This is a genomic window from Ruegeria sp. C5 (assembly GCF_056537605.1).
Window position 1 is genome coordinate 137554 of the sequence record NZ_JBQFRX010000003.1, and the last position, 23219, is coordinate 160772.

The 23219-nt window shown below is 54.2% G+C and carries 22 protein-coding genes, 1 tRNA gene and 1 pseudogene; 17 read left to right on the plus strand and 7 right to left on the minus strand.

Going from position 1 to position 23219, the window contains the following annotated elements; all coding sequences use genetic code 11:
- Positions 1-8 precede the first annotated feature (8 nt).
- Entirely contained in the window at positions 9-1028 is a 1020-nt protein-coding gene (locus ACR0AW_RS12230) for a TRAP transporter substrate-binding protein (RefSeq protein WP_170621412.1), read from the minus strand.
- 393 nt (positions 1029-1421) lie between these two features.
- On the opposite strand from ACR0AW_RS12230, the gene ACR0AW_RS12235 reads away from it, so the two are divergent.
- Both ACR0AW_RS12235 and ACR0AW_RS12240 read left to right on the plus strand, forming a co-directional pair.
- Positions 1422-2123 (plus strand): GntR family transcriptional regulator, encoded by a 702-nt coding sequence (locus ACR0AW_RS12235; RefSeq protein WP_170733032.1) that lies wholly within the window; start codon positions 1422-1424, stop codon positions 2121-2123.
- Between the two features lie 438 nt (positions 2124-2561).
- Positions 2562-2858, plus strand: a pseudogene (locus tag ACR0AW_RS12240) (IS21 family transposase); the annotation flags it as partial.
- Positions 2859-3087: 229 nt separating this feature from the next.
- Here ACR0AW_RS12240 and ACR0AW_RS12245 read toward each other — a convergent pair.
- Positions 3088-3678 carry an alpha/beta family hydrolase gene (locus ACR0AW_RS12245; protein WP_216602319.1) on the minus strand — a complete coding sequence of 197 codons (591 nt, stop codon included), beginning with the start codon at positions 3676-3678 and terminating at the stop codon, positions 3088-3090.
- Between the two features lie 458 nt (positions 3679-4136).
- Here ACR0AW_RS12245 and ACR0AW_RS12250 point away from each other — a divergent pair, with 458 nt between their 5' ends.
- The 4 genes from ACR0AW_RS12250 to ACR0AW_RS12265 all read left to right on the plus strand — a co-directional run bounded on the left by ACR0AW_RS12250 (position 4137) and on the right by ACR0AW_RS12265 (position 8068).
- On the plus strand, positions 4137-4367 hold the full coding sequence (locus ACR0AW_RS12250; RefSeq protein ID WP_170708822.1) for a hypothetical protein: 231 nt from the start codon (positions 4137-4139) through the stop codon (positions 4365-4367).
- 149 nt (positions 4368-4516) lie between these two features.
- A complete protein-coding gene (locus ACR0AW_RS12255; RefSeq protein WP_480439127.1) occupies positions 4517-6403 on the plus strand; it encodes a hypothetical protein in 1887 nt (628 codons plus the stop codon).
- Positions 6400-7242 carry a hypothetical protein gene (locus ACR0AW_RS12260; protein WP_170708816.1) on the plus strand — a complete coding sequence of 281 codons (843 nt, stop codon included), beginning with the start codon at positions 6400-6402 and terminating at the stop codon, positions 7240-7242. The genes ACR0AW_RS12255 and ACR0AW_RS12260 overlap by 4 nt, the downstream gene beginning before the upstream one ends.
- Positions 7235-8068: a DUF6339 family protein gene (locus ACR0AW_RS12265; RefSeq protein WP_170708813.1), complete on the plus strand. Its 834-nt coding sequence runs from the start codon at positions 7235-7237 to the stop codon at positions 8066-8068. Before ACR0AW_RS12260 ends, ACR0AW_RS12265 begins: the two co-directional genes overlap by 8 nt.
- Before the next feature lie 31 nt (positions 8069-8099).
- Here ACR0AW_RS12265 and ACR0AW_RS12270 read toward each other — a convergent pair whose 3' ends face one another.
- Complete coding sequence (locus ACR0AW_RS12270) at positions 8100-8681, minus strand: hypothetical protein (protein WP_170733030.1); 582 nt, start codon at positions 8679-8681, stop codon at positions 8100-8102.
- Positions 8682-8804: 123 nt separating this feature from the next.
- Here ACR0AW_RS12270 and ACR0AW_RS12275 point away from each other — a divergent pair, with 123 nt between their 5' ends.
- The 8 genes from ACR0AW_RS12275 to ACR0AW_RS12310 all read left to right on the plus strand — a co-directional run bounded on the left by ACR0AW_RS12275 (position 8805) and on the right by ACR0AW_RS12310 (position 15924).
- Positions 8805-9248, plus strand: a complete 444-nt coding sequence (locus ACR0AW_RS12275; RefSeq protein ID WP_170708808.1) for a ParB N-terminal domain-containing protein — start codon at positions 8805-8807, stop codon at positions 9246-9248.
- Between the two features lie 187 nt (positions 9249-9435).
- The gene (locus tag ACR0AW_RS12280; RefSeq protein WP_170733029.1) at positions 9436-10797 is read left to right on the plus strand and encodes a site-specific DNA-methyltransferase; all 1362 of its coding nucleotides are present in this window, start codon (positions 9436-9438) and stop codon (positions 10795-10797) included.
- Positions 10794-11186 carry a DUF5681 domain-containing protein gene (locus ACR0AW_RS12285; RefSeq protein WP_170708802.1) on the plus strand — a complete coding sequence of 131 codons (393 nt, stop codon included), beginning with the start codon at positions 10794-10796 and terminating at the stop codon, positions 11184-11186. Before ACR0AW_RS12280 ends, ACR0AW_RS12285 begins: the two co-directional genes overlap by 4 nt.
- Complete coding sequence (locus tag ACR0AW_RS12290; RefSeq protein WP_170732853.1) at positions 11170-11562, plus strand: DUF5681 domain-containing protein; 393 nt, start codon at positions 11170-11172, stop codon at positions 11560-11562. Before ACR0AW_RS12285 ends, ACR0AW_RS12290 begins: the two co-directional genes overlap by 17 nt.
- Positions 11563-11742: 180 nt before the next feature.
- Complete coding sequence (dcm, locus tag ACR0AW_RS12295) at positions 11743-12969, plus strand: DNA (cytosine-5-)-methyltransferase (protein ID WP_170708799.1); 1227 nt, start codon at positions 11743-11745, stop codon at positions 12967-12969.
- A complete protein-coding gene (locus ACR0AW_RS12300) occupies positions 12941-13444 on the plus strand; it encodes a very short patch repair endonuclease (RefSeq protein WP_170708796.1) in 504 nt (167 codons plus the stop codon). The genes dcm and ACR0AW_RS12300 overlap by 29 nt, the downstream gene beginning before the upstream one ends.
- Positions 13441-14691, plus strand: coding sequence for a type II restriction endonuclease (locus ACR0AW_RS12305; RefSeq protein ID WP_170733028.1), 1251 nt, complete (start codon positions 13441-13443; stop codon positions 14689-14691). The genes ACR0AW_RS12300 and ACR0AW_RS12305 overlap by 4 nt, the downstream gene beginning before the upstream one ends.
- Positions 14692-14700: 9 nt before the next feature.
- Positions 14701-15924, plus strand: a complete 1224-nt coding sequence (locus ACR0AW_RS12310; protein ID WP_170733027.1) for a restriction endonuclease — start codon at positions 14701-14703, stop codon at positions 15922-15924.
- Between the two features lie 172 nt (positions 15925-16096).
- Here ACR0AW_RS12310 and ACR0AW_RS12315 read toward each other — a convergent pair whose 3' ends face one another.
- The 3 genes from ACR0AW_RS12315 to ACR0AW_RS12325 are packed head-to-tail and all read right to left on the minus strand — an operon-like array spanning position 16097 to position 19978.
- Positions 16097-18121 (minus strand): AAA family ATPase, encoded by a 2025-nt coding sequence (locus ACR0AW_RS12315; protein ID WP_170733026.1) that lies wholly within the window; start codon positions 18119-18121, stop codon positions 16097-16099.
- Complete coding sequence (locus tag ACR0AW_RS12320; protein WP_170733025.1) at positions 18111-18653, minus strand: hypothetical protein; 543 nt, start codon at positions 18651-18653, stop codon at positions 18111-18113. Before ACR0AW_RS12320 ends, ACR0AW_RS12315 begins: the two co-directional genes overlap by 11 nt.
- Entirely contained in the window at positions 18650-19978 is a 1329-nt protein-coding gene (locus ACR0AW_RS12325; RefSeq protein WP_170733024.1) for an SIR2 family protein, read from the minus strand. Before ACR0AW_RS12325 ends, ACR0AW_RS12320 begins: the two co-directional genes overlap by 4 nt.
- Before the next feature lie 322 nt (positions 19979-20300).
- Here ACR0AW_RS12325 and ACR0AW_RS12330 point away from each other — a divergent pair, with 322 nt between their 5' ends.
- The 3 genes from ACR0AW_RS12330 to ACR0AW_RS12340 are packed head-to-tail and all read left to right on the plus strand — an operon-like array spanning position 20301 to position 22602.
- A complete protein-coding gene (locus ACR0AW_RS12330; RefSeq protein WP_253284640.1) occupies positions 20301-20564 on the plus strand; it encodes a DUF3489 domain-containing protein in 264 nt (87 codons plus the stop codon).
- A complete protein-coding gene (locus tag ACR0AW_RS12335) occupies positions 20561-20974 on the plus strand; it encodes a DUF2924 domain-containing protein (protein WP_170620535.1) in 414 nt (137 codons plus the stop codon). The genes ACR0AW_RS12330 and ACR0AW_RS12335 overlap by 4 nt, the downstream gene beginning before the upstream one ends.
- Complete coding sequence (locus tag ACR0AW_RS12340; RefSeq protein ID WP_170620533.1) at positions 20974-22602, plus strand: recombinase family protein; 1629 nt, start codon at positions 20974-20976, stop codon at positions 22600-22602. The genes ACR0AW_RS12335 and ACR0AW_RS12340 overlap by 1 nt, the downstream gene beginning before the upstream one ends.
- Positions 22603-22784: 182 nt before the next feature.
- On the opposite strand, the gene ACR0AW_RS12345 is transcribed toward ACR0AW_RS12340, so the two are convergent.
- Positions 22785-22859, minus strand: a tRNA-Gln gene (locus ACR0AW_RS12345).
- Positions 22860-23219 lie beyond the last annotated feature (360 nt).

Sequence of the window (23219 nt, forward strand, 5' to 3'; positions counted from 1 at the left end):
TTGGAGGCTTAGTCCAGCAGACCGATGCGCTGAAGGAAATCCACGTGGCTCTGAACCAGTTTCGCGGCTTCGGGAGATTTGGCACCCCACTCCTGCCATGCCGCCAACGCAGCATTGCGGAATGTAGCACGATCTTCGGCCGACCAGTTGTAGGTAGTTACGCCCATCTCAGGCAGCTTCTTTTGCGCCTCACCATTCTGGATCAGCGTCGACATCATCACTTCCAGCGCGAGCGACCTTCCAGCCACTTCGATGATCCTCTTGTGCTGGTCGGAAAGCGAATTCCAGACATCTGTGCGGCACGCCAGGTGATCCTGCGACATTGAGTGGAAGCCCGGATAGGTCGTGTGCTTGGCGACGTCGTAGATGCCGATGCTCAAGTTGGTCGCAAGCGTCGAAGCGTCGGCGCCGTCGATAATACCCGACTCAAGCGCCGTGATGATCTCGGTGAAATCCATGACAACCGGCTTTGCGCCGAGACTGGCGAAGATGTCGGACTCCATGCCCGGAGGCGAACGGAACTTGAAGTTCTCCAGATCGGCGACGCCAGTCAGCGGGCGGGAGGAGTTTAGCGATTCCTGGCCGCCAACATGGCTACTGATAAATGTCAGATTATGGGCGCCGTAAAGCTCGTTGAGCGCCGCCTTGCCACCGCCCTGATAGACCCAGGACAGGAGCTGAATCGGAGTTTCGTAGCCACCCATCGTATCGGCAGCAAATTGGAATGCAGCATTCTTTCCGACTTGGTAGCCCCCGTTGGTCATGTCGCAATCAAGGATCCCGTTCTTGACGGCGTCGAAGGTCTCCGTGGTCGGAACCACCGAGGACGAATAAAACATTTCGATCTGGAGCGTGCCGTCCGACATAGTGGCCACGTCCTCGACGAATTGCTGAATCGCGACGCCGTAAGGTGACGATTGTCCTAAATGGTTCTGGATACGCAGCGTTGTCTGCGCATCCACAGCCGTGGCAACCGACACAGCTACAGCGAAACCGGCCAGAAGGGTTTTGGTTAAATTTTTGATCATGAGTTCCTCTCCTTTGTTTACTATTCCTTTTTTTCGCCGAATAGCTTGGCCGGATGGTTCAGCTACTGCAGCGTTTTCACGACTGAACTGCTTCTGTCGTAGGAACCATTTTGTCTCCTTGTTCGTCGCTCTCGCCGGCAAATCCGAACAGACTGGCGAACTGCGCTGTGAGAAAACCGTCTGCTCAGCGTGACGGGCTGAATGCGCCGATTTCCTGAGGGCTCAGGCGCTCCGGCAGTTGTTCTTACGATGTTCTCCCTGGACGAATTCAGCACATCTTCCTCCTTTGGATCTGCTGGTCGCAATTTGATATAAGTTTTTTGATCTTTGATCAAAAGTCAATGATTAATTTTCAGATGGACATGGGAAAGCCGGGGATCCTATGATGAATCCATGCCTGACCTTTCAAAAATGCAGCCGCTCAAACGCGAAAATCTGCCGGAAATCGTGTTCGATCGACTTTGCGAGCTAATCCTTGAAGGTGGGCTGGAGCCGGGTCAGTCCGTAACTGTCGCAACTCTGAGTGAGGTTCTTGGCGTGAGCCCAATGCCAATTCGCGAAGCGATGGCGCGACTGGCCCATATCGGCGCACTCACACGTCTATCGGGTCGCTCGATGGGTGTTCCAATACTTGAGCGCAAGGAATTGAAAAATCTACGCGATGTTCGAAACGAAATTGAGACAGCGGCATTGTCCTGGGCGATCGACAACCGGACGCCAGAATTCATTCAAACTTTAGAAGACCGTCTTTCGGAGATGGTTCAGGCCGAACAGGAATCGGATAATCACAGTTTCATACATCATAACTTTCAGTTTCACTTTTCAATCTACGAGCAGGCGGATAATCCGGTCTCGCTTGAAATCATTCGAAACCTTTGGCTGCGGATCTCGCCCCATTTTCATCTCCTGAACATCCGCGGTCACCTGCAGATCTCGAATGAGATCCACTTCGAATTGCTTTCGGCAATCAAAGAGGGTGACAAGAAAAGAGCACGTGAATTTCTTTCGAACGATATCAACCGCGCCTACCAAAAGATGGTCACCTGCCTGTTCCCAGACACGTCCCAATTGCGGGCCGCTCGCTCCGAGCAATAAAAGAAAAAAGGTTCCGATTCTAGAATAGCTATCGATACCTTGGTAGCGTCGCCAGATTAGATTGGCGAACCCTCTCACGAGGGTAGACATGACAGGTTCAAAGCAAGCGAACATCGGATCCGGGAACGCCTGGAGTCGCGGCCTATAAGACCGTGGTCGGCGTTACCTATGGTTTTCGGTCGAAGTGCGGACCCCAGATAGACGGTTTGCCTGCTCGATAGAACCAGTCCTCGTGCTAGAGGCCACTGTGAGCATCGGTCAGCGGCACTTGCCGTGACAAATTGGGAGCCCTGACATGCTCTGCAAGCGTCACTTTATCGCCAAAGCAATTGTGAACGGCGGAGCAATACTCGGCCACGGTAGCGGTGCCATTGTGGCGTCGCGGGCGGCGTAAAAGTCGGCCACTTTTGCCCTTTCGGATTTCGGGAGGGCTTGGGGATTTACACCGTAGACTTGTATTTGAAGGTGCGCCGGGCTCATTTCCAGGATGGCCGGAGCGGACGCCAGATTGCCCGGGATTTTGGGATCAGCCGGGACAGTGTTGCGAAGATGCAGGCCTATTCCGAGCCGCCCGGGTACCGGCGGACTGCACCGATCCGGCGGCCAAAGCTTGATCCATTCACAGCTCAGATCGACCAGTGGCTTGCCGAAGATAGGGTCTGGCCACGCAAGTAGCGCCACACCGCAAAGCGTATCTTTGAGCGGCTGCGGGACGAATGTGGATTTGATGGCGGCTAGAGTCGGAAACTTTTGCCTCGAAAGCCGGAGCTTGCGCCGACCGGAAATCAAAAGATTCATACCAATGACGAACGGCGGCTAGGTCCCGCGTAGCGGCCATTCATCCTAACAACAACCAATGTCCGCTTTCGGCCCGGGAGCACTTGATAAGGGCCGTTATGTTAAATTTTGGCTGCGTGTCGCGGGACAAGTAACCAAGCCCCGCAAACACGGCGCGCACAGCTCTCTAGCCGACAAGACTCTCGACCCATGCCGAAACCGCTGTGGCCATGGAGTTGATGTGATCCGCATGAATGATGCCTGAAACGCGTTTGCGTGGCTTTAAATCGTGATCGCCATCTTCAAACCAACCCATCCGGATGGCCGGCGACAGCTGGTACTGGCTGACTTCATCCCTCGAGCCAAACTGGTCGCGCGTTCCCTGGCAGATCAGTGTTGGGGCCTGCAGGCGCTTCAGATGTTCAGTCCGAAGCTTCTCCGGCTTCCCAATAGGGTGGAATGGATAGCCAACGCAGAGCAATCCGTTGATGCGATCTGCGTCAAACAACTCATCCGCGATCATGCTGGCAACGCGTCCACCCATGGACTTGCCGCCTATAATCAGCGGGCCGTCAACTTGTAGCTCTTCGATTGCGGCCAGGTACTCTGAGTTCAGTTTTTCAGCGCGTGGCGGGGGCTTCCTCGTGCCCTCGGTTCTGCGTTTGGCCATGTAAGAGAATTCAAACCGAACTACTCTGAGACCCTTATTGGCCAACGCATCCGCGATCATTGTCATTGCGGGGGAATCCATCGGCGCACCGGCACCATGCGCAAACATGACAGTTGCGCTTGCTACGTCGGGATTTAACTCAAGAAACTTGGTCCGCACTTTGTCGTTTTCTTTTGAGATTTCAGGGGGCGTATCAAAGAAGATGGTACACTGGACATCTGCAGCAACAAAACCCGCTAAGGTTTCTGCTTATATCGCATAGATTGGACGTCCGCCCCTCTTTGGGGGCTGCGCTGCTTGGTGGCTCTTACCCGATGAATTGCGGTTGTCAGACAACGGTGCCAATGGGTTAAGTGCTAGATTCTTTTTTCGAGCTCTCTATCACAGGGCATAAGCTGTATAAAATCAATTAAAAGCAACATGATAAAAGATATTTTTGGGTGAGGTCATAGTGTGCTAATCAGCAAATATAATGTAATATATCAGAAATGTTATCAGCATATGTTGCTTAATGCCCCTTTGTTACATACATATGATTATTGTAGTGCGACAGAGCGGAAAATCGGATGACAAAGCGCGATAAGAGGGCGAAGTTCGTGGAGCTCGCGGAGAACAGAGTTAATCGGGCGATCAAGGATCTCCGGCTGATCGGTAATTTGTCGAACCGATCGGCCTACGAGTTCGCTGACGAAGACATCCGCAAAATTTTTCGGGCTCTGCAGAAAGAGCTCGACTCTGCGAAGGGACGCTTTTCACGCGGTGACAAAGGTGGCGACGATGGTTTCCGGATTGATTGATGTCTTGAGCCAGAAAGCTGCGGGCTCCCGCGGTTACTGCAAAAAGGCGAGAAATCTAAAGGATTTGGCCGAAGATCGAAAGTTTATTTCGAAAATAGACCACACGTCAGGAACGAACGTGATTGTGTGTGACAGAGTTGAGGCGTTGTATGATGAATGAAACTGGACTGATGTTCCTCGAAAACCAGGCGGGTGAAGTCGAAGGTCTGGGTCACGCCGGCATTGAGACCTTCCGGGATACCCCGTTCGTGAGCTGCAGCAAAGAGGCCGGACAAAACACATTGGACGCGGCGAATGGACGCCCTGTTCGTATGGTTCTGCGTGAGCATCAGGTGCCGGCCAGCGATATCCCTGGCATCGAAAAGCTCAGAGAAACGATTTCCGTTTGCCTAAAGACCGCCCGTGCTTCCGGAAGCGACAAGGATCGCGACTTTTTCGAAAACGCAAATGACGTGGTGTCCAACCTGTTCATACCTGTTCTTGAGATTGCCGACTACAACACAACCGGTTTGGAGGGACCGCCGAACGACGCCTCGTCCAAGTTTCACGCGCTGGTCAAGAGTTCTGGCAAAAGCAACAAGGCGACCGAAACATCCGGCGGATCGTTCGGGATTGGCAAAAATGCGACCTTCGCGGTGTCTGATCTCAGGACGGTATTTTATTCCACTTTGTACGACACGCAGGATGGTGAAAAGTTCGCGCTTCAGGGAAAAGTTCAGCTCGTTTCACATAAAGATGCCGATGACACCGAGCGTACGGCGAAAGGATACTGGGGTCATACGGAGCATTTCAGAGCGGTTGAGGATCCTGAGTTGGTTCCGGCCTGGTTGCAGCGCGACACCAAAGGAACATCCGTGTTTTCAGTAGGGTTCCGTGGCGAGGAGGACTGGATCGACAGAATGACCGTCCCGCTGCTTTCGAATTTCTTTGCTGCAATTGACGACGGTGACATTGAGTTTGAGGTTGGAAATGAACCTCGCATTCTGAGTGTCGAGACGTTGGCTTCATTGCTTGACGACGAAGCAATCGAAGAAGCTGGAGAAATGGCCTCTCACGGGGATGACATCCGGCTTGCGAGGCAGCTCTACAGATGCCGAAGGTCTGAGGAAGCCGTAACAAAACGGTTCCGGGTCGATGGTCTTGGCGAATTTCGGGCAAAGATTCTTGTGGAAGAAGGCATGCCCAAACGCGTGGCGATCATTCGAAACGGTATGCTGATTGCGCAGTCGCTTGAGCATTTTGGTGACAAGTTCGCACGTTTCCAAGGCGCACGGGACTTCGTAATGCTCGTCGAGCCAGTTGATAACGATGCAAGCAAAGTCCTGAAGTCACTGGAGAACCCGCAACACAACGCTTTCTCCGCGGGACGGATTGATGATCCGGCAAAACAGAAAAATGTAACCCGGGCAATGAAACAGCTCATCCACGAAATCAGAGCGCTGATCCGGGAGAACGCAGAAATTACTGGTGGCGATGCTGTCAAGCTTGACGAGCTCGGAGAGTTCTTCGCAGACGCCGGCACCGAAGAGGCGAAAGTACCTTCTGCTGAAGACGACCCGGAAACGATCAGATTCACGCCAGCAAAGCGTGTCCGGCCTAAGCCGAAGAAGCCGGTTGCGCGGCATTCTGAAGGCAGTGAAGGAGGTGCAGGCCGCGATGATGGAGCTGGAAGTGTTGGAACTGACGGCAAAGGCAGTGGATCCGGTGACGGTGAAGGTGGAGACGGCACAAGAGGGCAAAGGCGTGTTGTACGGCTCGCTTCAGTTCGCAACGTCGAGCAGAACCTCAGGACCAGAAAAGTCTTTTTTACTCCGGACGAAGCGGGCGACATCGAGCTCACTTTCCTTGCGACGGGTGTCTACGACGATACAGAACTCAGAATTGCCAATGCCTCCGGCGCAAAAAATTGTTCGGCCAGCCGCGGGCGTGTTGAAATGAGCGTTGTTCAGGGCGCGCGCGTTGAGATCGAAGTGACCTTTGACGACGACTATACGGGGCCTGTTGAGGTCACTGCGGTTTTGAGGGATGGCCAATGAAAATTGATCTGAACAGCCATTTTCCGCACCCGGTTCTGAGTGACAGCAACGATGACTTTCTGAGCGGCAACTTTGATCTTCAGATCACCGAAGTGCGTGAATCCACTGATGGGAATGTCGAAGTCGATTTTGATTTGTCGCTGTCCTCGTCTGACGTACAGTCAATAGTTGACAAAGGGGCAGCGCGGGCTGGTGCCTTCATTCGTTGTCAGGATACGTTTTTTTCTGAGCTGCGCGCAGCGGACAAAACGTCAGGAACGTGGAAATTTGACCGCGGAGCGCTCTATGGCGTCGTCGAAGTCAAGCCGGCCATCTGGCTGACAGAACCTCTCGAAGACTGGTCGGCCAAGAGCCTCAACCCGGAATTCGGAGAAACCGTTTCTATTCGCGGATCGGAGATTATCGGTCTTGCAAATGACACCCGATTTACCATCGGGCAGGATAAACTTCGTAAGTTTGAAAGTATTTTCGAGCTCGTTCCGTCAGACGACATACCCAAAGGTCGTCTCAAACTCGATCTGCTGGCTGACACGATCAGGATTCTTGCCCCTGTCGATTTGTTCAAGTCAATTGAGCAACTACGAGGCACGAAGGGCGGCAAACCGTTGCTGCTGAGCGCCGTCTATATGCCCGTTGTGATGGAGGTTCTCGAAAGCATTCGTGGACACGGAGCGTCCGGTTTTGAAGACAGACCCTGGTGCCGGGTTTTCTCAGCGAAATGCGAGCACCTCAACATCGACATTGATGGAGCGCCTCTTCTGGAGAGCGCACAGCGGCTTCTGGGGTCTCCCGTTGAGAAGCTCGGCGGAGCATTTACGGAGTTGATGGACAATGTCTAAACTCAAATATATTTCTGAGAGTATTCTCGCCGACCTTAAAGCCAACGTTCCGTCAAACCTTGAACGGTATCGCAGTTCTGGCTTCGACGATCAGGCCGATTTGAACGGATGGTCAATGGAGCTTTCTTCTGTCGAAGTCGACAATGACAGGCTGAGAAAACTGGATCCATCTGGAGGTAGCGATGCGGAAGTCAGCAACTCACTGATCGTATTCGGGGCTTTCAACGGGATGACGCCAGCGCTGGCGACAGAAGAGCGCGTCTGGTCGCGCATGACGCATTTTGACTGTCTTGATTATGCTCGACAAAGGTGGCCAATCCGAGACGAACCGAAAGAAACTGGCGGGCTGCTTGGAGGTTTGACAGGTGCCAGGCAGAAGGCGGCTGAAAAGCGCAAGAAGGTGCATCATCAGAACGTCCGTCAGATTGAGACACACTACTTTGCGCGTGGAAGAACCGGGTATCGCGACGACCACGCGGTTGCGCGGTTATGGTGGAACGCGTTCATAGCCTGGCGGGTCGATCCTCAGGATCAGGCAGGTGTTCTGAGGGAACTTCTGCGGACTGCAGACATCCGCTCAAACCTGGTTGAACGCCCAATGCTCAGCAACCGGGCGAGCTTGTTGAGGGGAATAATCCAGACGATGAGCAGCCATCCGGAAGTGTACGGAACTGAAGCCACGTTCCGTGAGTTTATGAAGGCACTGAATCTGAGGGGAAGCGGGGTTCTGTTCGAGTCACTCTCTGGCGAGGAAACCGCAGAAATACTGCTCAGGTGCCGGGACGACGCTCTTAGGAGCATTCAGAAGGCGCAAAAGGCGGCCTAGAGGTTCCCGTTTCAAGCGGTCGTTGGGCTGCTCAAAGGCGAAGTTTCTTGCCTCGCTTCAAAAAGATTTGCCTTGGCTTCGCCACCTCTCGTGTCTCGACAGTGTACCCGCCTTCGCATCTGACGAGAGCGATCGGAGACAAGTACGATATGTACTGCTCAGGTTTTGTGTGGCTCTTGTAAGTTCTCCGAACGGTGTCTGGCGACAGTCCTTTCTCTTCCGCGATCTCCGCAAAGACGACAGTATCAGGTTTCTTCAAATTCGCGCGTCTTCGCCCACTCGCTGACTCGTCTGTCCGGTCCTCGGTGCGCTTTTCCTCGAAGTCTTCGACCAAAACCAGACGCGCCTCCTGCCTGTCGAGCGCTGCGTCAAGATCATCTTCCAGCCAGCTTTCGAGCAGATCCTGGCAGTCCTCATATCTGCGCCATTGGGCGTCGGAAGGATTTGCATTGTGTCCTTGCGCCGGGAAACGGCCCCGCGTTTCAAAAAGGAAACTGTCCGTAAACCAGACAAAGAACGCGGTCACGAATTCCGGGTAAGCGCGGCTGGTGTGATGGCAGACCTCCATCGCTGCCATGACGTAGTGAGGCAGGGGTTCAAATTCGAACCTCATGCGAAGAAATTCAAGAAATGCAGTTTCAAAGCACTCAGTTGGAAGTGGCTGCTTCGACACCTTTTTGCCTCCTGTTCATTCTGTGCCCGTCAATTCGACAGTACAAATGAGAAAGGCAAAAAAATGGAAATTGAGAAAATAGATCTGGAAACATCGATGGTTGCGAAGGAATTGCGGAGCAAGTTGTTTCGTATGAATCCTGCGGATCTTCACCCTGACTTTCAGCCACTGGGTGAACTGGATCGGGACGACATCGCCGAGATTGAACGTTCGCTCATCGACATTGGTGTGATGACACCGGTTCTGATCACTGGTGACGATACAATTGTTGCTGGTCAGGGTCTCGTGGAAGCGGCCTTACAGATTGGCCTTGACGACATTCCGGCGCTCACACTCGACGATCTTTCGGAAGAGGAGTACCCGCTCTTCTTTCGCCAGATGTATCGCTTCTACAGGCTCGCGAACATCGACTGGGAGATCTTTCAGATCGATGCACAACAAATCCTGTCGTTCACTGCCAGCGGCCGGCTCGCGCTAAAAATCCACGCAATGAAGAGCACTGCCTGACGCACGACGTTCTGGCCCGTGTTGCACGCGCGGCTCTTTAAAACCCCGGTGAGCTCTGCAGATAGGGGCCACCAATTCTGTGCCGGAAAGGTCCGTCGACAACCAAACCTGATGCAGATCGCATTGTCGTTCGCTGCTCGTGTCCGTGACGACAAGCCGGCTGCGCAAACCGTGAAAGGCCCTGACAATGGCTGACATCAAAACACTGCCGGATAAGACCCGGCTCAAGGTCGTCTATCGGAAGACCAACGACCTTATCCCGTACGCGGGCAACGCTCGCACGCACAACGATAAACAAATCGCACAAATAGCGGCGTCGATCCGCGCTTTCGGCTTTGCTAATCCGGTGCTGGTCGATAGCGACGGCGGTATCCTCGCCGGGCACGGTCGCGTGGCGGCTGCGAAACTGCTCGGAATGGAAATGGTTCCAACGATCGGACTGGCGCATCTTTCCGCTGCTGAGCGGCGAGCCTACGTCATCGCTGACAACCGCCTCGCCGAACTGGCAGGATGGGACCGTGAGATCCTGAAAATCGAGCTTGAAGCGCTTGCCGACCTCGACCTCAACTTCGAGCTTGAGATCACTGGTTTTGAGACCGCCGAACTGGATATTCTGCTGGACGACGACATCCGCGAAGGTGCCGACGATCCGGCGGATGCCACGCCGGCACCAGAAGAGGGGCCGGCTGTCACCCGCCCACGGGATATCTGGCACCTCGGCCGTCATGCCCTGATCTGCGGTGATGCCCGTGATCCTTCGATTTACGCGGCGCTCATGGGCGAGGAGCGTGCTCAGGCCGTATTCACCGATCCACCCTACAATGTGAAAATCGACGGTCATGTCTGTGGATCCGGCACGGTGAAACATCGCGAATTCGCCATGGCCGCTGGCGAAATGGATTCTGACACCTTCACGGCCTTTCTGAAGGCTTCGCTGGGCGCCATGGTCGATATCAGCCATGACGGCGCCATTCACTTCGTCTGTATGGACTGGCGGCATATGGCCGAACTGCAGGCCGCGGGTTCCAAAGTCTATTCCGAGCTGAAAAATCTTTGCGTCTGGGCCAAGACCAACGGCGGAATGGGCACCTTTTACCGGTCCCGCCACGAACTGATCTATGTCTGGAAGGTGGGCACAGCGCCACACACGAACACCTTCGGACTCGGCGAAAAGGGACGCTACAGGACGAATGTCTGGGACTATCCCGGCGTCAACGGTTTCGGCGGCAACCAGCAGGATCTGGCGCTGCATCCGACCGTAAAGCCTGTGGCTCTGGTTGCCGACGCAATCCGTGATGTGACCCGGCGCGGCGATACTGTCCTCGACGGCTTTGGCGGCTCCGGCACCACCCTGATCGCGGCAGAGCGCTGCGGTCGTGTCGCGCGGCTCGTTGAGCTGGACCCGGTTTATTGCGACGTCATCTGCCGCCGCTATGCGGCGCTGACGGGCGATGACGCGTTTCTGGCAGGAACAGGCGAAACTTTTGCTGCGGCAGCTGAACGGCGCGCTGACGAGGTTCAGCCCCCGGAAGCGGAGGTTGCAGAATGACAGATCAGATCAAAGCCCCGGTGGGCTATATGAGACCGCCGGAATACAGCCGATTCAACAAGGGCCAGTCCGGCAATCCGAAGGGACGACCGAAGAAGCCTGAAGACGTCCACGTCGTCCTGCAGCGGGTTCTGAGGCGAAAAGTCCGGCCCAAAGGCGCGGACAGGCAGATGCCCATAAGTGAGGCCCTGATCCGCAAGCTGCGCGAACTGGCGATTTCGGGTGATCGACGGGCCCTGGATCTGCAGCGGTCGATCCTCGACGAAGCGCGAGCGACTGAAGCGAAGCGGCATGACCCTGAGAAAAAAAGAAAGGACTTGGTCAAGCGAATCCGGCGCAAGTTGGCCGAGGAGCAGGCTGAGGGAGCGGCTGATGACCGAGACGTATGATGTGGGCTACGGCAAACCGCCCAAACCCCACCAGTGGAAGAAAGGGCAGTCTGGTAATCCAAAGGGGCGCCCTAAGACCCGGTCTGATCTCATCAGAGAAGCCGCCGATATCCTGTCTGAGCCGGTAATGGCGCGCACTCCCGAAGGACGCACCGTGTCGCTTGAAGGGTATGTGGCGGCCTATCTGGCGCTCTGCAAAAAGGGTCTGAAGGGGCATGTTCCGTCGCTCATCAAAGCGATCCGGATCATGCTGGAGGTACAGCCTGCGCTGGATGCCAAAGCCGAAGATGCGCTCCACAAGCGAGAACGGATACTGGGCCTTCTGGAGAAGATGGGCGTTGAGGTTTGTCGGCGGGATGTGGACGGCGACCGTTGACGGGCTCCTTCGCTCAGAAATAGTGGATTTGGGGCGCGATCGGCGTTCTCGTTTTGTCCGGCTGGGTCGCCTGGATGCGGTATGCGTTAACAAATATTTCACCAGATGTGCGCAGATTGTTCTTGTCGAATGGGCAGTGCCCAGCCATAGTGTCAGAAAAATTCCCAGCGCGGAGCAGTTATGACCGATTTCGAAATCCTTCTGCGGAAGGCGGGGTATTCTGTACCCGAAGCCGCAAAACATCTGGATTACTCCGAGGGCCATATCTATCGCTGGGTCCGTGGCGAGGAAAAGCCGCGTGATAGCATTATCCGCCTCCTTAAAATCGAGATCGAACAGCGCCGTCCGGTCGACAGCGGGGCCATGTTTTCGTTTATCGATCTGTTTGCCGGGATCGGCGGATTGCGAAAGGCAATGGAAGGGGCCGGTGGGCGCTGCGTATTCACGTCCGAATGGGATCGTTTTGCGCAACAGACCTATCTGGCCAACTTTGCCGACAACCGATCGATCGCCGGGGATATCCGCGAAGTCGACGCAAGCGCGATACCTGCGCACGATGTGCTTGTCGCCGGCTTCCCTTGCCAGCCGTTTTCGATCGCGGGCGTCTCCAAGAAAAATGCGCTGGGCCGTCTACACGGGTTTGATGACGAGACCCAGGGCACGCTGTTCTTCGATGTCTTGCGCATACTGAAGTATCACCGCCCAGCGGCTTTCCTTCTGGAGAATGTCAAAAACCTGAAGAGCCATGACCGCGGCCGGACCTTTGAGGTCATCAAGCGTAAGCTTGAAGAAGAGCTTGGCTATTCAATCCGCACCCGGATCATCGACGCGGCCCATTTTGTGCCCCAGCACCGGGAGCGGATTGTGATTGTCGGGTTCCGGGAAGAGGTTCCGTTCGACTTCGACGAGATTGATTTGCCTGCGCGTGGGCATCGGGTTATGAAAGATATCCTCCATCCGGAGAACGGCCTCGAAGACCCCGAGGCCCATTACACAATTGGGGACGATGCCGCCGTTAGCGAGAAATACACGCTCTCCGACAAGCTCTGGCGCTATCTGCAGGATTACGCCGCCAAGCACCGGGCTAAGGGCAACGGTTTCGGTTTTGGTCTGGTTGAGGGGAACAGTATCGCTCGCACCCTGTCCGCCAGATACTACAAGGATGGCTCCGAAATCCTCGTCAGCCGGGGTGAGGACCAGAACCCGAGGCGGCTGACTCCGCGCGAATGCGCCAGACTGATGGGTTACGAAGAAGACTTCCGGATCCCGGTGTCAGATACGCAGGCTTACAAGCAGTTCGGAAACTCGGTCGCCGTTCCGGTTTTTGCGGAGGTTGCGCGGATCATGCGACCGCATATTCTGTCGCTGACTGAAAGCGATGCGGAGTCCGTTCTCAGAGTTGGTTGATGTACACGACAAAGCCACCCGCAGCCGAAACATGGCGGCGATACGTGGCAGCGATACAAAACCTGAGATGCTGATCCGCCGCGGGCTCCATGCCCGCGGTTTCCGCTTCCGTCTGCATGATCGCAAACTGCCGGGGCGCCCGGACCTGATCTTTCCCAAGCATCATGCTGTGCTCTTCGTCCATGGTTGTTTCTGGCATGGCCACGGCTGCCATCTCTTCAAGTGGCCAAGAACGCGGGAAGAGTTCTGGCGTGAGAAAATCGGAGCCAATGTTGCACGGGATCAAGCTAACACAGAGGCTCTGCACAATGTCGGTTGGAGAGTAGGCGTCGTCTGGGAATGTGCTCTCAAGGGACGCCAGCGACAACCACTGACCGATGTTCTGAGTGTGATCGCCGATTGGCTTATCTCGCAGAATGTCGATCTTAGTCTGCAGGGTTTGACCGAAGGTGAGCGAATGGTGGTGCCCTCATGAAATTCGGTGTTCTGGCAGATCTCTTTGAGGGCGCTGGTGCCAAAGCCCTGACCGAGGTTGAGATTAACCGTCAGCGCTCAAACCAGCACGAGTTCCAGGGCGTCAGTGGCTTCCGGGCTTTTCTGGGCACTCCGGCCGAAAAGCAGACGTTCCCGGCGATCTTCTACTGGCTTGAAGACGATGAAGACGCGGAACCTATGCAGCTTGAATCTTTTTGCACATGGAGCGACGTCCGTCGCGGCCAGGCACGCCGGAGCCCTGAGTACCACCTCTACTACGCGGCGGAGTCCGAGCCGGTAGTCCATCAGGCTCGGGCCGGCGATCAGGTTGTGATCGCACGGACCAAGGATGGCAGCCTGATGGTACTTCTTACGCCGGAAGGGTCGACCATTGGCCAGCAACTTTTGTGGCTCTTCGGGCTGGATCTATTCGAGGGAAGATCTGCCGCGCGCCGCCTCGATCGCGACGACACTATTGAACTTGGCTTCGCAGCGCGAAGTATTCTGGCGGATCTTGGCATTGAAACAGAAGAGCCCGAACCAGACGCCTTTGACCTGCTTATTGAGAAGTTCGGGCGGGCCTTTCCGGGAACCGTTCCACTGTCTGTCTTCGCCCGTGAAACATTGTCAGAGGTCGATCCGCTGGAAGATCCTGACGGTGCGCTTGTTGCCTGGATGGAGCACGAGGAAGCGCTGTTTCGGCATCTGGAACGCGAGATCGTCTCGGATCGGCTGAAGGCCGGTTTCACGGAGCAGGGTTCAGCGGACGTGGACGGGTTCCTGAGCTTTTCCCTGAGCGTTCAGAACCGTCGTAAATCGCGGGCAGGCTATGCTTTCGGCCACCATGTTGAAGCCATCCTGCAGGCTCATGGGGTGAGCTACACGCGCGAAGCCACGACGGAGAAACGAAACGCTGCAGATTTCCTGTTTCCCGGCGAGGACGAATACGCCGACCGCCGGTATCCGGACCACCAGCTTGCCATGCTGGCCGTAAAAACAAGCTGCAAAGATCGCTGGCGGCAGGTCCTGGCAGAGGCGGACCGGATCAGGACGAAGCATCTGCTTACGTTGGAGCCAGCGATATCGAAGGTTCAGACTGCCGAAATGCAGGGCCACGGACTGCAGCTTGTGCTGCCCGTCTCATTGCACAGTACCTATCAGGCTGACCAGCGTGCATGGCTCATAAGTGTCGGGGACTTCCTCGACTTGATCCGCGACCTTCGTGGCCGGCAACGTCTTTTGATTTGAGGAATTGTGATGAGCGAAGAGTTCTGGCGCGTTGGTCACCAGTATCGTGACAAGGCGGGCGTGAAGTTTGAAGACGACGAACTCCTACGCTGGCTGAATACGTCCGCCGGTTCGATCGCGAACTCAGGAGGTATCAGGTTCAAAGACCCGATATCGGGAGGGCCAGTGGATCCGGAGACAGATCGTGCCGTCCCTGCATTTTTTGTCCTAGTCACAAGGGATATGTCCGCCCAGCATCACAATCCATGGGACGACGTCGTTGATGAGGTGAGCGGAAATATCTACTATTGGGGAGACGCAAAGTTCTCGGCGCGCGAAAAGTTATTCAATCAGTTTCCCGGCAACGCGCGTATCGAAGCGACGAACAACCTGCGCCTCGCTGGGCGTCTAGACGAGATGCCGCCGATCCTTCATTTTTCGAAACAGAGGTCGGGGTGGCTGACGTTCAATGGACTTTGCGCCCTGTCCGACGTCAGACATGCTTGGTTTGAGGACGAAGGGAAGCCGATCAAGAACTTGCGTATCCTTCTTTCCATCCTGGACACTGAGACGGTTCCCGCAGAATGGCTTCGGCAACGTGTCATCGCCTATGATGTTCGCAAGGTCGACAGAAACCTCGCACCTGAGGTCTGGCGAAAGGCTATGAAAGGAAAGATCGAAAGGCGGCAAGTCTGGTCTTCGAAGGTGCGGAGCAAACAGCAGCAGGTACCGGCTTCAGGATCAGATGATGAGAAGATCCTCAATGAGGTTGCAGCGTTGACGCCTGCTGAGTTCGAGGCATTCACGGTAGCTCTGATCGACAAGCTGCCGGACATCGTTCCGGGCCTCGAGCATCGCGTCACGCGAACAAGGAGGACCGGCGACCACGGCATCGACTTCTTCGGTATGTTTAAGATGCCATATCCGATTGACTATGAGATCGAGTTCCTGGGTGAGGCCAAACGCTACAAGACGGCCATTGCGCCGGATCAGGTTTCACGTCTTGTCGCGCGGCTTGGGCGAGGCCAGTTCGGACTGTATTTCACGACGTCATGGTACTCGGAACAGACGCAGAAAGAGATCGAGGCAGACCGCTATCCGGTGCGCCTGTTTTCCGGGCAGGACATTGTAAACATCCTTCGGGCTGGAGACTGCGTCGCGGGCGGACGACTAAGGGCCGACTGGAAGGAACTGGCCCTTGCTGAGGTTGAGGGACATAGCGCGGACGGTCTCAGGCCCACATCTTTGTGGTAGATGCGGTTTCGGGGAGCTTCGTCGCACTCAGCCGCATTCATGCATACTTGGCAATATTGGCCCATAGCGGTCGCCTCTTCCATCTTCACACGTCTACGGCCGCAACCCGCATAGCCGCCATTGGCTGCCGTTGCGACGTTCCCCACCGAACGAATTTGCCTCTGAGTGCTGATCAACCTGCGCGGTTCGATGTTTGATCTATCAGTACGGACGAGCGCATTGGAAGCAAGTCGCTCTGATCGCTAACGACGACCCTGCCGTTCTCACCTATTCCAAGCTTTATTCTCTTGGCTACTCCTGAACCTGAAACTGGTATCTTCCGGCTAATCAAGTCTGCTAAGGCTGGATCTTCAACAGCGCAGATAACTTGCTTACCTTCTGAGACTAGTTTTCCAAGTAACTCTGCGAGGTGAACGCTTCTAAAATCATCAATATGTTGCACCGGATCGTCTAGCAGGATCGATGACCAACGGCTCCACGCCATAGACAGATTAACTGCGATCAGGAATGCTAGTCCGGTTGCCCGTCTTTGCCCGCTCGAAAAGACGAACTGTGGATTTATGTCATCGCCAACACTAAAACTCAAATGACGCCTAAGTTCCCCTCGTATTTTGTATTTGATGTCCTGAAAGTTGGGATGTGGGCGTAAGCGTGCATAAAGTTCTGTAATTAAAGGTAGAATTCTATCCAGTCTCTGATTCAGCGCATCGTTTGATGCCTTCCGAACGGAGTCGAAAAGTTCTTTTGCGTCGGCTTCTTTCTGACGCGCCCGTGACAACGCACGCTCTGCGTCGCGATCCCTGTCAAGTTCTTCGGCATAGGCATTGGATGCCCGTTCCAACGAAGCCGAAAAACGATTCATGTCTAGTTCGGGAAGTGCAGTTTTCAGTTTTTCAATTTGACTGCTCAACTGCTCCAATTCGATCTCAACAACTGTTCGATCAGTGTCGGCAGAAAAACCAAGTTCTTCAATTGCTTTGGTGGCCTCGGCTATGGTCCGATCGTGGTGATTGAGGCGTTCGATTGACTGCTCTTGGCGCTGTTTCTGGTTTGCAAGCCTCAGCTCTAATTCAGCCACTTCATTTCTGAGCGTTGTTGCTCGAGCAATCTCGGCATTAATAGTTTCGGCGCTCTCTCTTAGTGCGGCTATACCTGCACGATATTGGCTTTCATCAATATTGGATTTGCAGAGCGGACATGTGTCGTCCTGGCATCCGATGTCTTCACCCAGTGCAGCCAACTGACTCAACCGTGATGCCAAGACATCCGATGCGGTCGACAAATCGATTGAGGCCAAAGTAGTATTCTTTAGTTCGAGCTCGCTAGCAATGGCTTCAGTGCTTGAAGCAAGGTCCGCTGCAGTCACTTCATCCTGAGCTCTTGCAATTTTTGCTTTATCAACTTCAGAGTATCTTTCTAGGAGCGACCGAATTCGGGACGAGTTCGAATGGAAACGTTCCAGTTCGTGACCAACAAGCCCAAATGCTTCATCTATCGGCAGTCGACGTCCGATCACGCTCTCAGCATCTCGCAATGCCGCTTGAACATGACGATCGTTCTGAGTTCTGGCACGCCAACGATCCAGCTCAATTTGGGACCTTACGGCATCGGCCTTTGCCCTTTCTGATCTTTCCGTTGCAGCCTTCAGTTCCTTCTTTGAAGTGTCATGAATTTCCTTGGCCTTCGCTATCCATTCATCCGCGCCAATTGCTCCGATAGCGGAGCTCAAGATGGAATAGCGTTCGGTTTCTTTGAGGTCCAAACTCAGCGCTGCGATGTGCTCGTCTCGAATAATTGTCGACGAACAGACTTGGTGCAGCGCTGCAGATGGCGCTGCATCTTCGTTAATCAGGCCACTGACCACCATCTCAATGTTCTCGGCTGTCGTGGGCTGGAGACTACTTCGCGTAACAACGGTCTCGCTCCCATTCAGAATGAAGCCAACTTTTACATACCGTTCATCTGGCCCTTCGTCTTCGCCCAGCCACCAAATATAGTCATCGACAGTCTCCTGGTTCGCCTTTGCGTCTTGGTACTTGGCAATTGAACCAGTCAACGCAAACTCGACAGCGTCAAAGATCGTGCTTTTCCCGACGCCATTTCTCCCGTCAATGATCGTAGCATCTGCTCCAAAATCAATCCGGACCGGTTCGCAGTAGCCTCGAAAGCCAGACATTTCGACAAACTTAAGCTTCATCTGAGCGCCCCATTAGTCTTAGCACCTCACTGTTTGGTGCTCTGAGAAGGAAAGCCTCTACCGCTTTGACAGGTAGGCCGTCGGCGCGAGCTCGAATTTCTTCAACCATATCAACCGGGTCTAAGATGGGGGGGTTCTGTATTCTCAGCAATGGCAGCAATCCTTGTCTAATCTCATCGACTGTTGTGCCAACGCCTCTAGCGATCTTCCTGGTGCCAGATAGATCCTCCTCAATTCTCGCTAGAAGGGCAGTATTCTTTGCGTTCGGCCGCTCTAAGGCTATGAAAACTGAATAGGCGTTCCATGCCTTCTCACCGGAGGACTTTATTTGGAACTGGAACTTTGAAAGTGCGTTTTCGCTTTCAATCTTCCAACTGCTTATCAAGCGATCTATCCCCTCGTAGATGTGGATGAAGCCAAAGCTAACGGGGTCTTCAAATGCGAGGCAGTTGTCAGTGTTTGCTTCCACCGTAAACGACGTATATCCAGCCTCTTCTAAAACAGAAGAAACCAAGTCAAGTTGCGCTTTCATAACCCCAGATCCTGTTCTGCCTGTTCTTCAGTTAGAAACTTCGACGATCGGTTTCTGACAACGCTTGAAGGGTTTCCTGAGCGCGCAATGTCGGATTTCAGACCGAAATCCCTCGCACCAGATGCAATAGTGATGTCCGGTGCCGACAGAGGGGAAGTTGATCCGGCGTGAATTCGTTCAAATTCGTTGAGAGCTGTTCCAGAGGCTCGAACTACGCGAATCCTCTGTCCATTAAGATTCCACATATCTGCCTCTAACGTCGCACCAGCGTGCCGAAGTATGACGATCATTCGGCCAACCGCCGCGGCATCAATGGGTTCGCCGTTCTTGCATGGAGCACCAGGAGCCAATCCCTCGATATCGCGCCTTATGGACCAAAGCTGCTTTACGTTTGCGTCTGGTGGCTCGCAGTTTTCTTGGGACGCTCTATGGTCACCGGCCGCTTCAAGCAACTGATTGCCAGAATTTAATGTGCGTCTTACATAGCTAGCTGACCATTTGCGTCGCAACTCATCAAGGAAGTCTGCCCCTGAGCACCGAATGTGGTAGAAGCCACCATTTGCTCTTTCTCCAACGCTGAACAAGGCCGGTGCTTTTCCTGCTAGGTCTTCTGTCGAACTCGGATCCACAACGATCACGTTACTTGGGTTAACGGCATCAAGACATCTTTCTAAGAGCGAGTTCAAATAATCCCAATCGGTAAAATAACCGACAATGACAAGATCGCGGTTAAGCAATTGTTGCTCAATCCATTGAGCGCAGTCAGCGATCCTGCTCTGGTAAGGTTCACAATGCAATTGACTTGGCGCCCAGACCGTTTGTCTGGGATCAGATTTCCAACAGCCGTGGATCTTTAGGAGCGGAGCTTTTGCAGGGTAAAAAGCTGCAGCATCATCTCTTCGAGTAGCCGTGACTATCCCGCCGTATATCTGGTCGCCAGCATACTCAATGAGTGCATCAACGTTTGTACTCACGGCAATTTGAGCCGTCTTGGTCAACAAAAAGTCTGCGACGGCAAAATGGCCAGCATTCGGAGGAGCCGAAAATGTATCGTTGTCGACAAGCCTCGTGAGATAGGTTGTCGACAACCTCCCTTGATCATGGAAAAACTCTGCTTGTTCTTCTATGTCCTCAGACAGTGGTTCCGCGTCTGCACCATAAATGGCATCATACTTTTTTTTCGCCGATGCAGCCACCGACCAAGCGCTAGGAATGTTACTGGGGTAAGCCATTGAAAGGCCCGCCCCACAAATCAGCGCCAGTCTGTCTTCAACGATTGCGTTGAAGGCTAAGTGCACTCCCTCTTCGAAATTCTTGTTTTCCAATTCAGCCTCGTAAGAATACCGCGATCTAAGGATTCAACTACAAGATTAACTTCGCACGTAAACCGTCAAGATTCCAAGTACTTCAACTGCGCACCATAGCGGTAACAACCCTTTGAGAAACGGTAATTTCGACTTTCCCGAAATTTCGCTCTGGCTGGTGCGCGCGTGACGAAATGCCGGTTTCCGCCCACGTTTCCATAATTGACTGGACTTCCGGGCTCGACGGAGAGGTACTGATCACGAAATGTGCCGCTCGGAATGCCCGGGCTCCACTCAGTACAGGGAGAGGGATAGACCTTTGCCCGCAGAGTGGAGAACCATGATGACGACGTTAAATTCAACCGTTGAGAAAACGGCTCGACCGAAACGGTCAGCTGCGAAACCAACCCGCCAAAAGCAGCTGCACAAACTGCTGACGCGGAAATCCGGCGTTACAATCGCGCAACTTCAAAAGACCTTCGGCTGGCAACCGCATACGGCACGCGCCGCAATATCCGCGCAGCGCAAAGCAGGGTGCGTGATTGACAGGGCAGAGACCGACAAGGGATCGGTTTACCGAATTGTCGAATTGCAGGGCGCCCAATGAATGCCGAGCAAAACGAGAAGGTATCGATTCTGATATCAGAAATCGAAGCCTTTGATCGCGCCGCCTGTCTCGAGTGTTGGCGAGAGACCTTCGGGCGCTCACCACAGAAGTATCTTTCGCCACAGTTCATGAAGCGGGTGCTGATCTGGGAGACGCAGAACAGGGCGCTGGGCGGTGTGTCCGTTAAGACCACCCGGCAACTGAAACAGATTGCCGCCGGGAAAGCGTTGCCCACGGCTGCCAAGCCCGGTTCGCATCTGGTCCGCGAGTGGAACGGACGGACCTACCAGATAGAGGTGGTCGATGGTGGATACGTCATGGACGGCAAAACCTGGCGGTCCCTGTCAGCCATCGCAAAACACATCACCGGTGCGCACTGGTCCGGTCCGCGCTTCTTCGGGGTTCAGTGATGCGCCGGATCCGCTGCGCCATCTATACCCGCAAGAGTTCCGAAGAGGGGCTGGAACAGGACTTTAACTCTCTGGATGCGCAACGAGAGGCGTGTGAAGCTTATGTCGCCAGCCAGAAGCATGAAGGATGGGAATTACTATCCGATCGGTATGACGACGGCGGCATCTCCGGCGGACATCTCGACCGTCCCGCCTTGCACCAATTGATGCAAGCTGTGGATGACAAACGCGTAGATCAGATCGTGGTCTATAAGATCGACCGGTTGACCCGCTCACTGGCGGACTTTGCCAAGCTGGTGGAACGGTTGGATGAGGCTGAAGCGTCATTTGTGTCGGTCACACAGAGCTTCAACACGGCTACCAGCATGGGGCGGCTCACGCTCAATGTGCTGCTCAGCTTCGCGCAGTTTGAACGGGAAGTCACCGCAGAACGTATTCGCGACAAGATCGCGGCGTCCAAGCGCAAAGGGCTTTGGATGGGTGGCAATGTCCCTCTGGGCTATCAGGCAGATGGCCGGACGCTGAAGATTGATCCGGAGGAAGCGGCGACTGTTAAAGCACTCTATGACCTCTATCTTGAGCATCGCTTCATACGCGTTGTGAAAGAGTACGCAAATCGGATGGATCTCAGATCGCGACGGCGCGTTCGTGGGGAAGGGTCGGTGTCTGGCGGCATTCGTTTTGATCGCGGGCATATTCACCACATTCTGAGCAACCCGATTTATGCAGGACGGATCCGTCACAAGGGACAGGTCTATGACGGACAGCATCCTGCCATCATCGCGCCTGACGTATGGGACTGGGTTCAGCAGATGCTGCAAGATGGGGCAGCAAAATCCCGAGGCGCCAAACGCAAAACCCAGCGATCCCTATTGGTCGGCAAACTCTTCGATGAAACTGGCGACCGACTAACACCCAGTCACAGCAGGAAGAACGGCAAACGTTTACGGTACTACATCTCGCACAGGCTGGTGAAAGAGCGCAGCCGGAAGCATCCGGATGCCTGGCGGTTGCCTGCGGACGAGCTTGAGGTGTTGATCGCTGATGTCATGCGAAGGAACCTGAGCCGTCCTGATTTTGTTGTAACACTTATACCGGACGTATCTGCCGCAGAGATCCCGGGCATCTCCACGAAACTGAAATCCGTCCAAAGCGCGAAACAGTGCCTTGCTCTCGTCGCGCGAGCGGATCTCAAGCCGGGCCAGATCATCGTTAATTTGAATAATGACGAAATCGCCGAGCTTGTTGGGTGTGATCGTAATCGGATCGACCCAACATCATTGCTTTTTGAAGCTCCGTTCCGGATGCGCCGGCGCGGTGTTGAGTTGAAGCTGCACTTGGAAGACGCACCCTCGGAGGTGGACCGCACTCTGGTTCAGAACGTCCTCAAAGCGCAGCGATGGATGGCTATGACCCTGAGTGGAAAAACCTTTACGGAAATCTCTGAGGCGGAAGGCACATCCAAGCGCCGTGTCCAGGATGTGGTTGATCTGGCGATGCTTGCGCCCGATATCCTCGACGCCATTGCATCGGGTGAACAACCAGAAGGCCTGACGTCTGATTATCTCATCAAGTCGGGCGTCCCGGCTTCGTGGTCCAAGCAACGCGAACAGTTCGCGAAGCTCTGAGCAAAGCGACCTTAAAGTCCACCAAACTCGTACCGCCGAAATGGCAAACAGAGACTGAGGGCCGAAATCGGGCCTGTTTGCTTTCTATACCATTTCTCTATCTGAAATTAGCCGTGCCAAGCCGCGGAAATCACGCGAAAATACCGCCGCAATCTCTCGTTGACTTAAAACTGGGGTGTGATTGGCTGGGGTGGTAGGATTCGAACCTACGATACACGGTACCAAAAACCGCTGCCTTACCACTTGGCTACACCCCAACGGTGAGCGGCTATCTACGACTGTTGCTTTCAGGGTTCAAGGGCTTTTTTGGACAATTTTGATGTGGATATGCAATTTAGTTTGATGGCGGTTGGATCGTCGGGATGGTCGAGTAGGGGGCAGGCGATTGTTTGAGGCGAAGCTAGATCTCTAAAACGAAAATCCAACTGGCAATCCTTGGTTTTGCGGTCTCGAGATACAATTCGCAATGCGCCACAACGCTCGTTCCTGCGACTGCGTTTCAATAGCGCAAGAATTGGATTAAATTATTGATTAATAGCGATAAAAATTACCTTTATCAGTTGAATGTCTTTGGCTTCGGACCTAGCTAGATAAAGTCCGCTAACCAGCACGAAAAA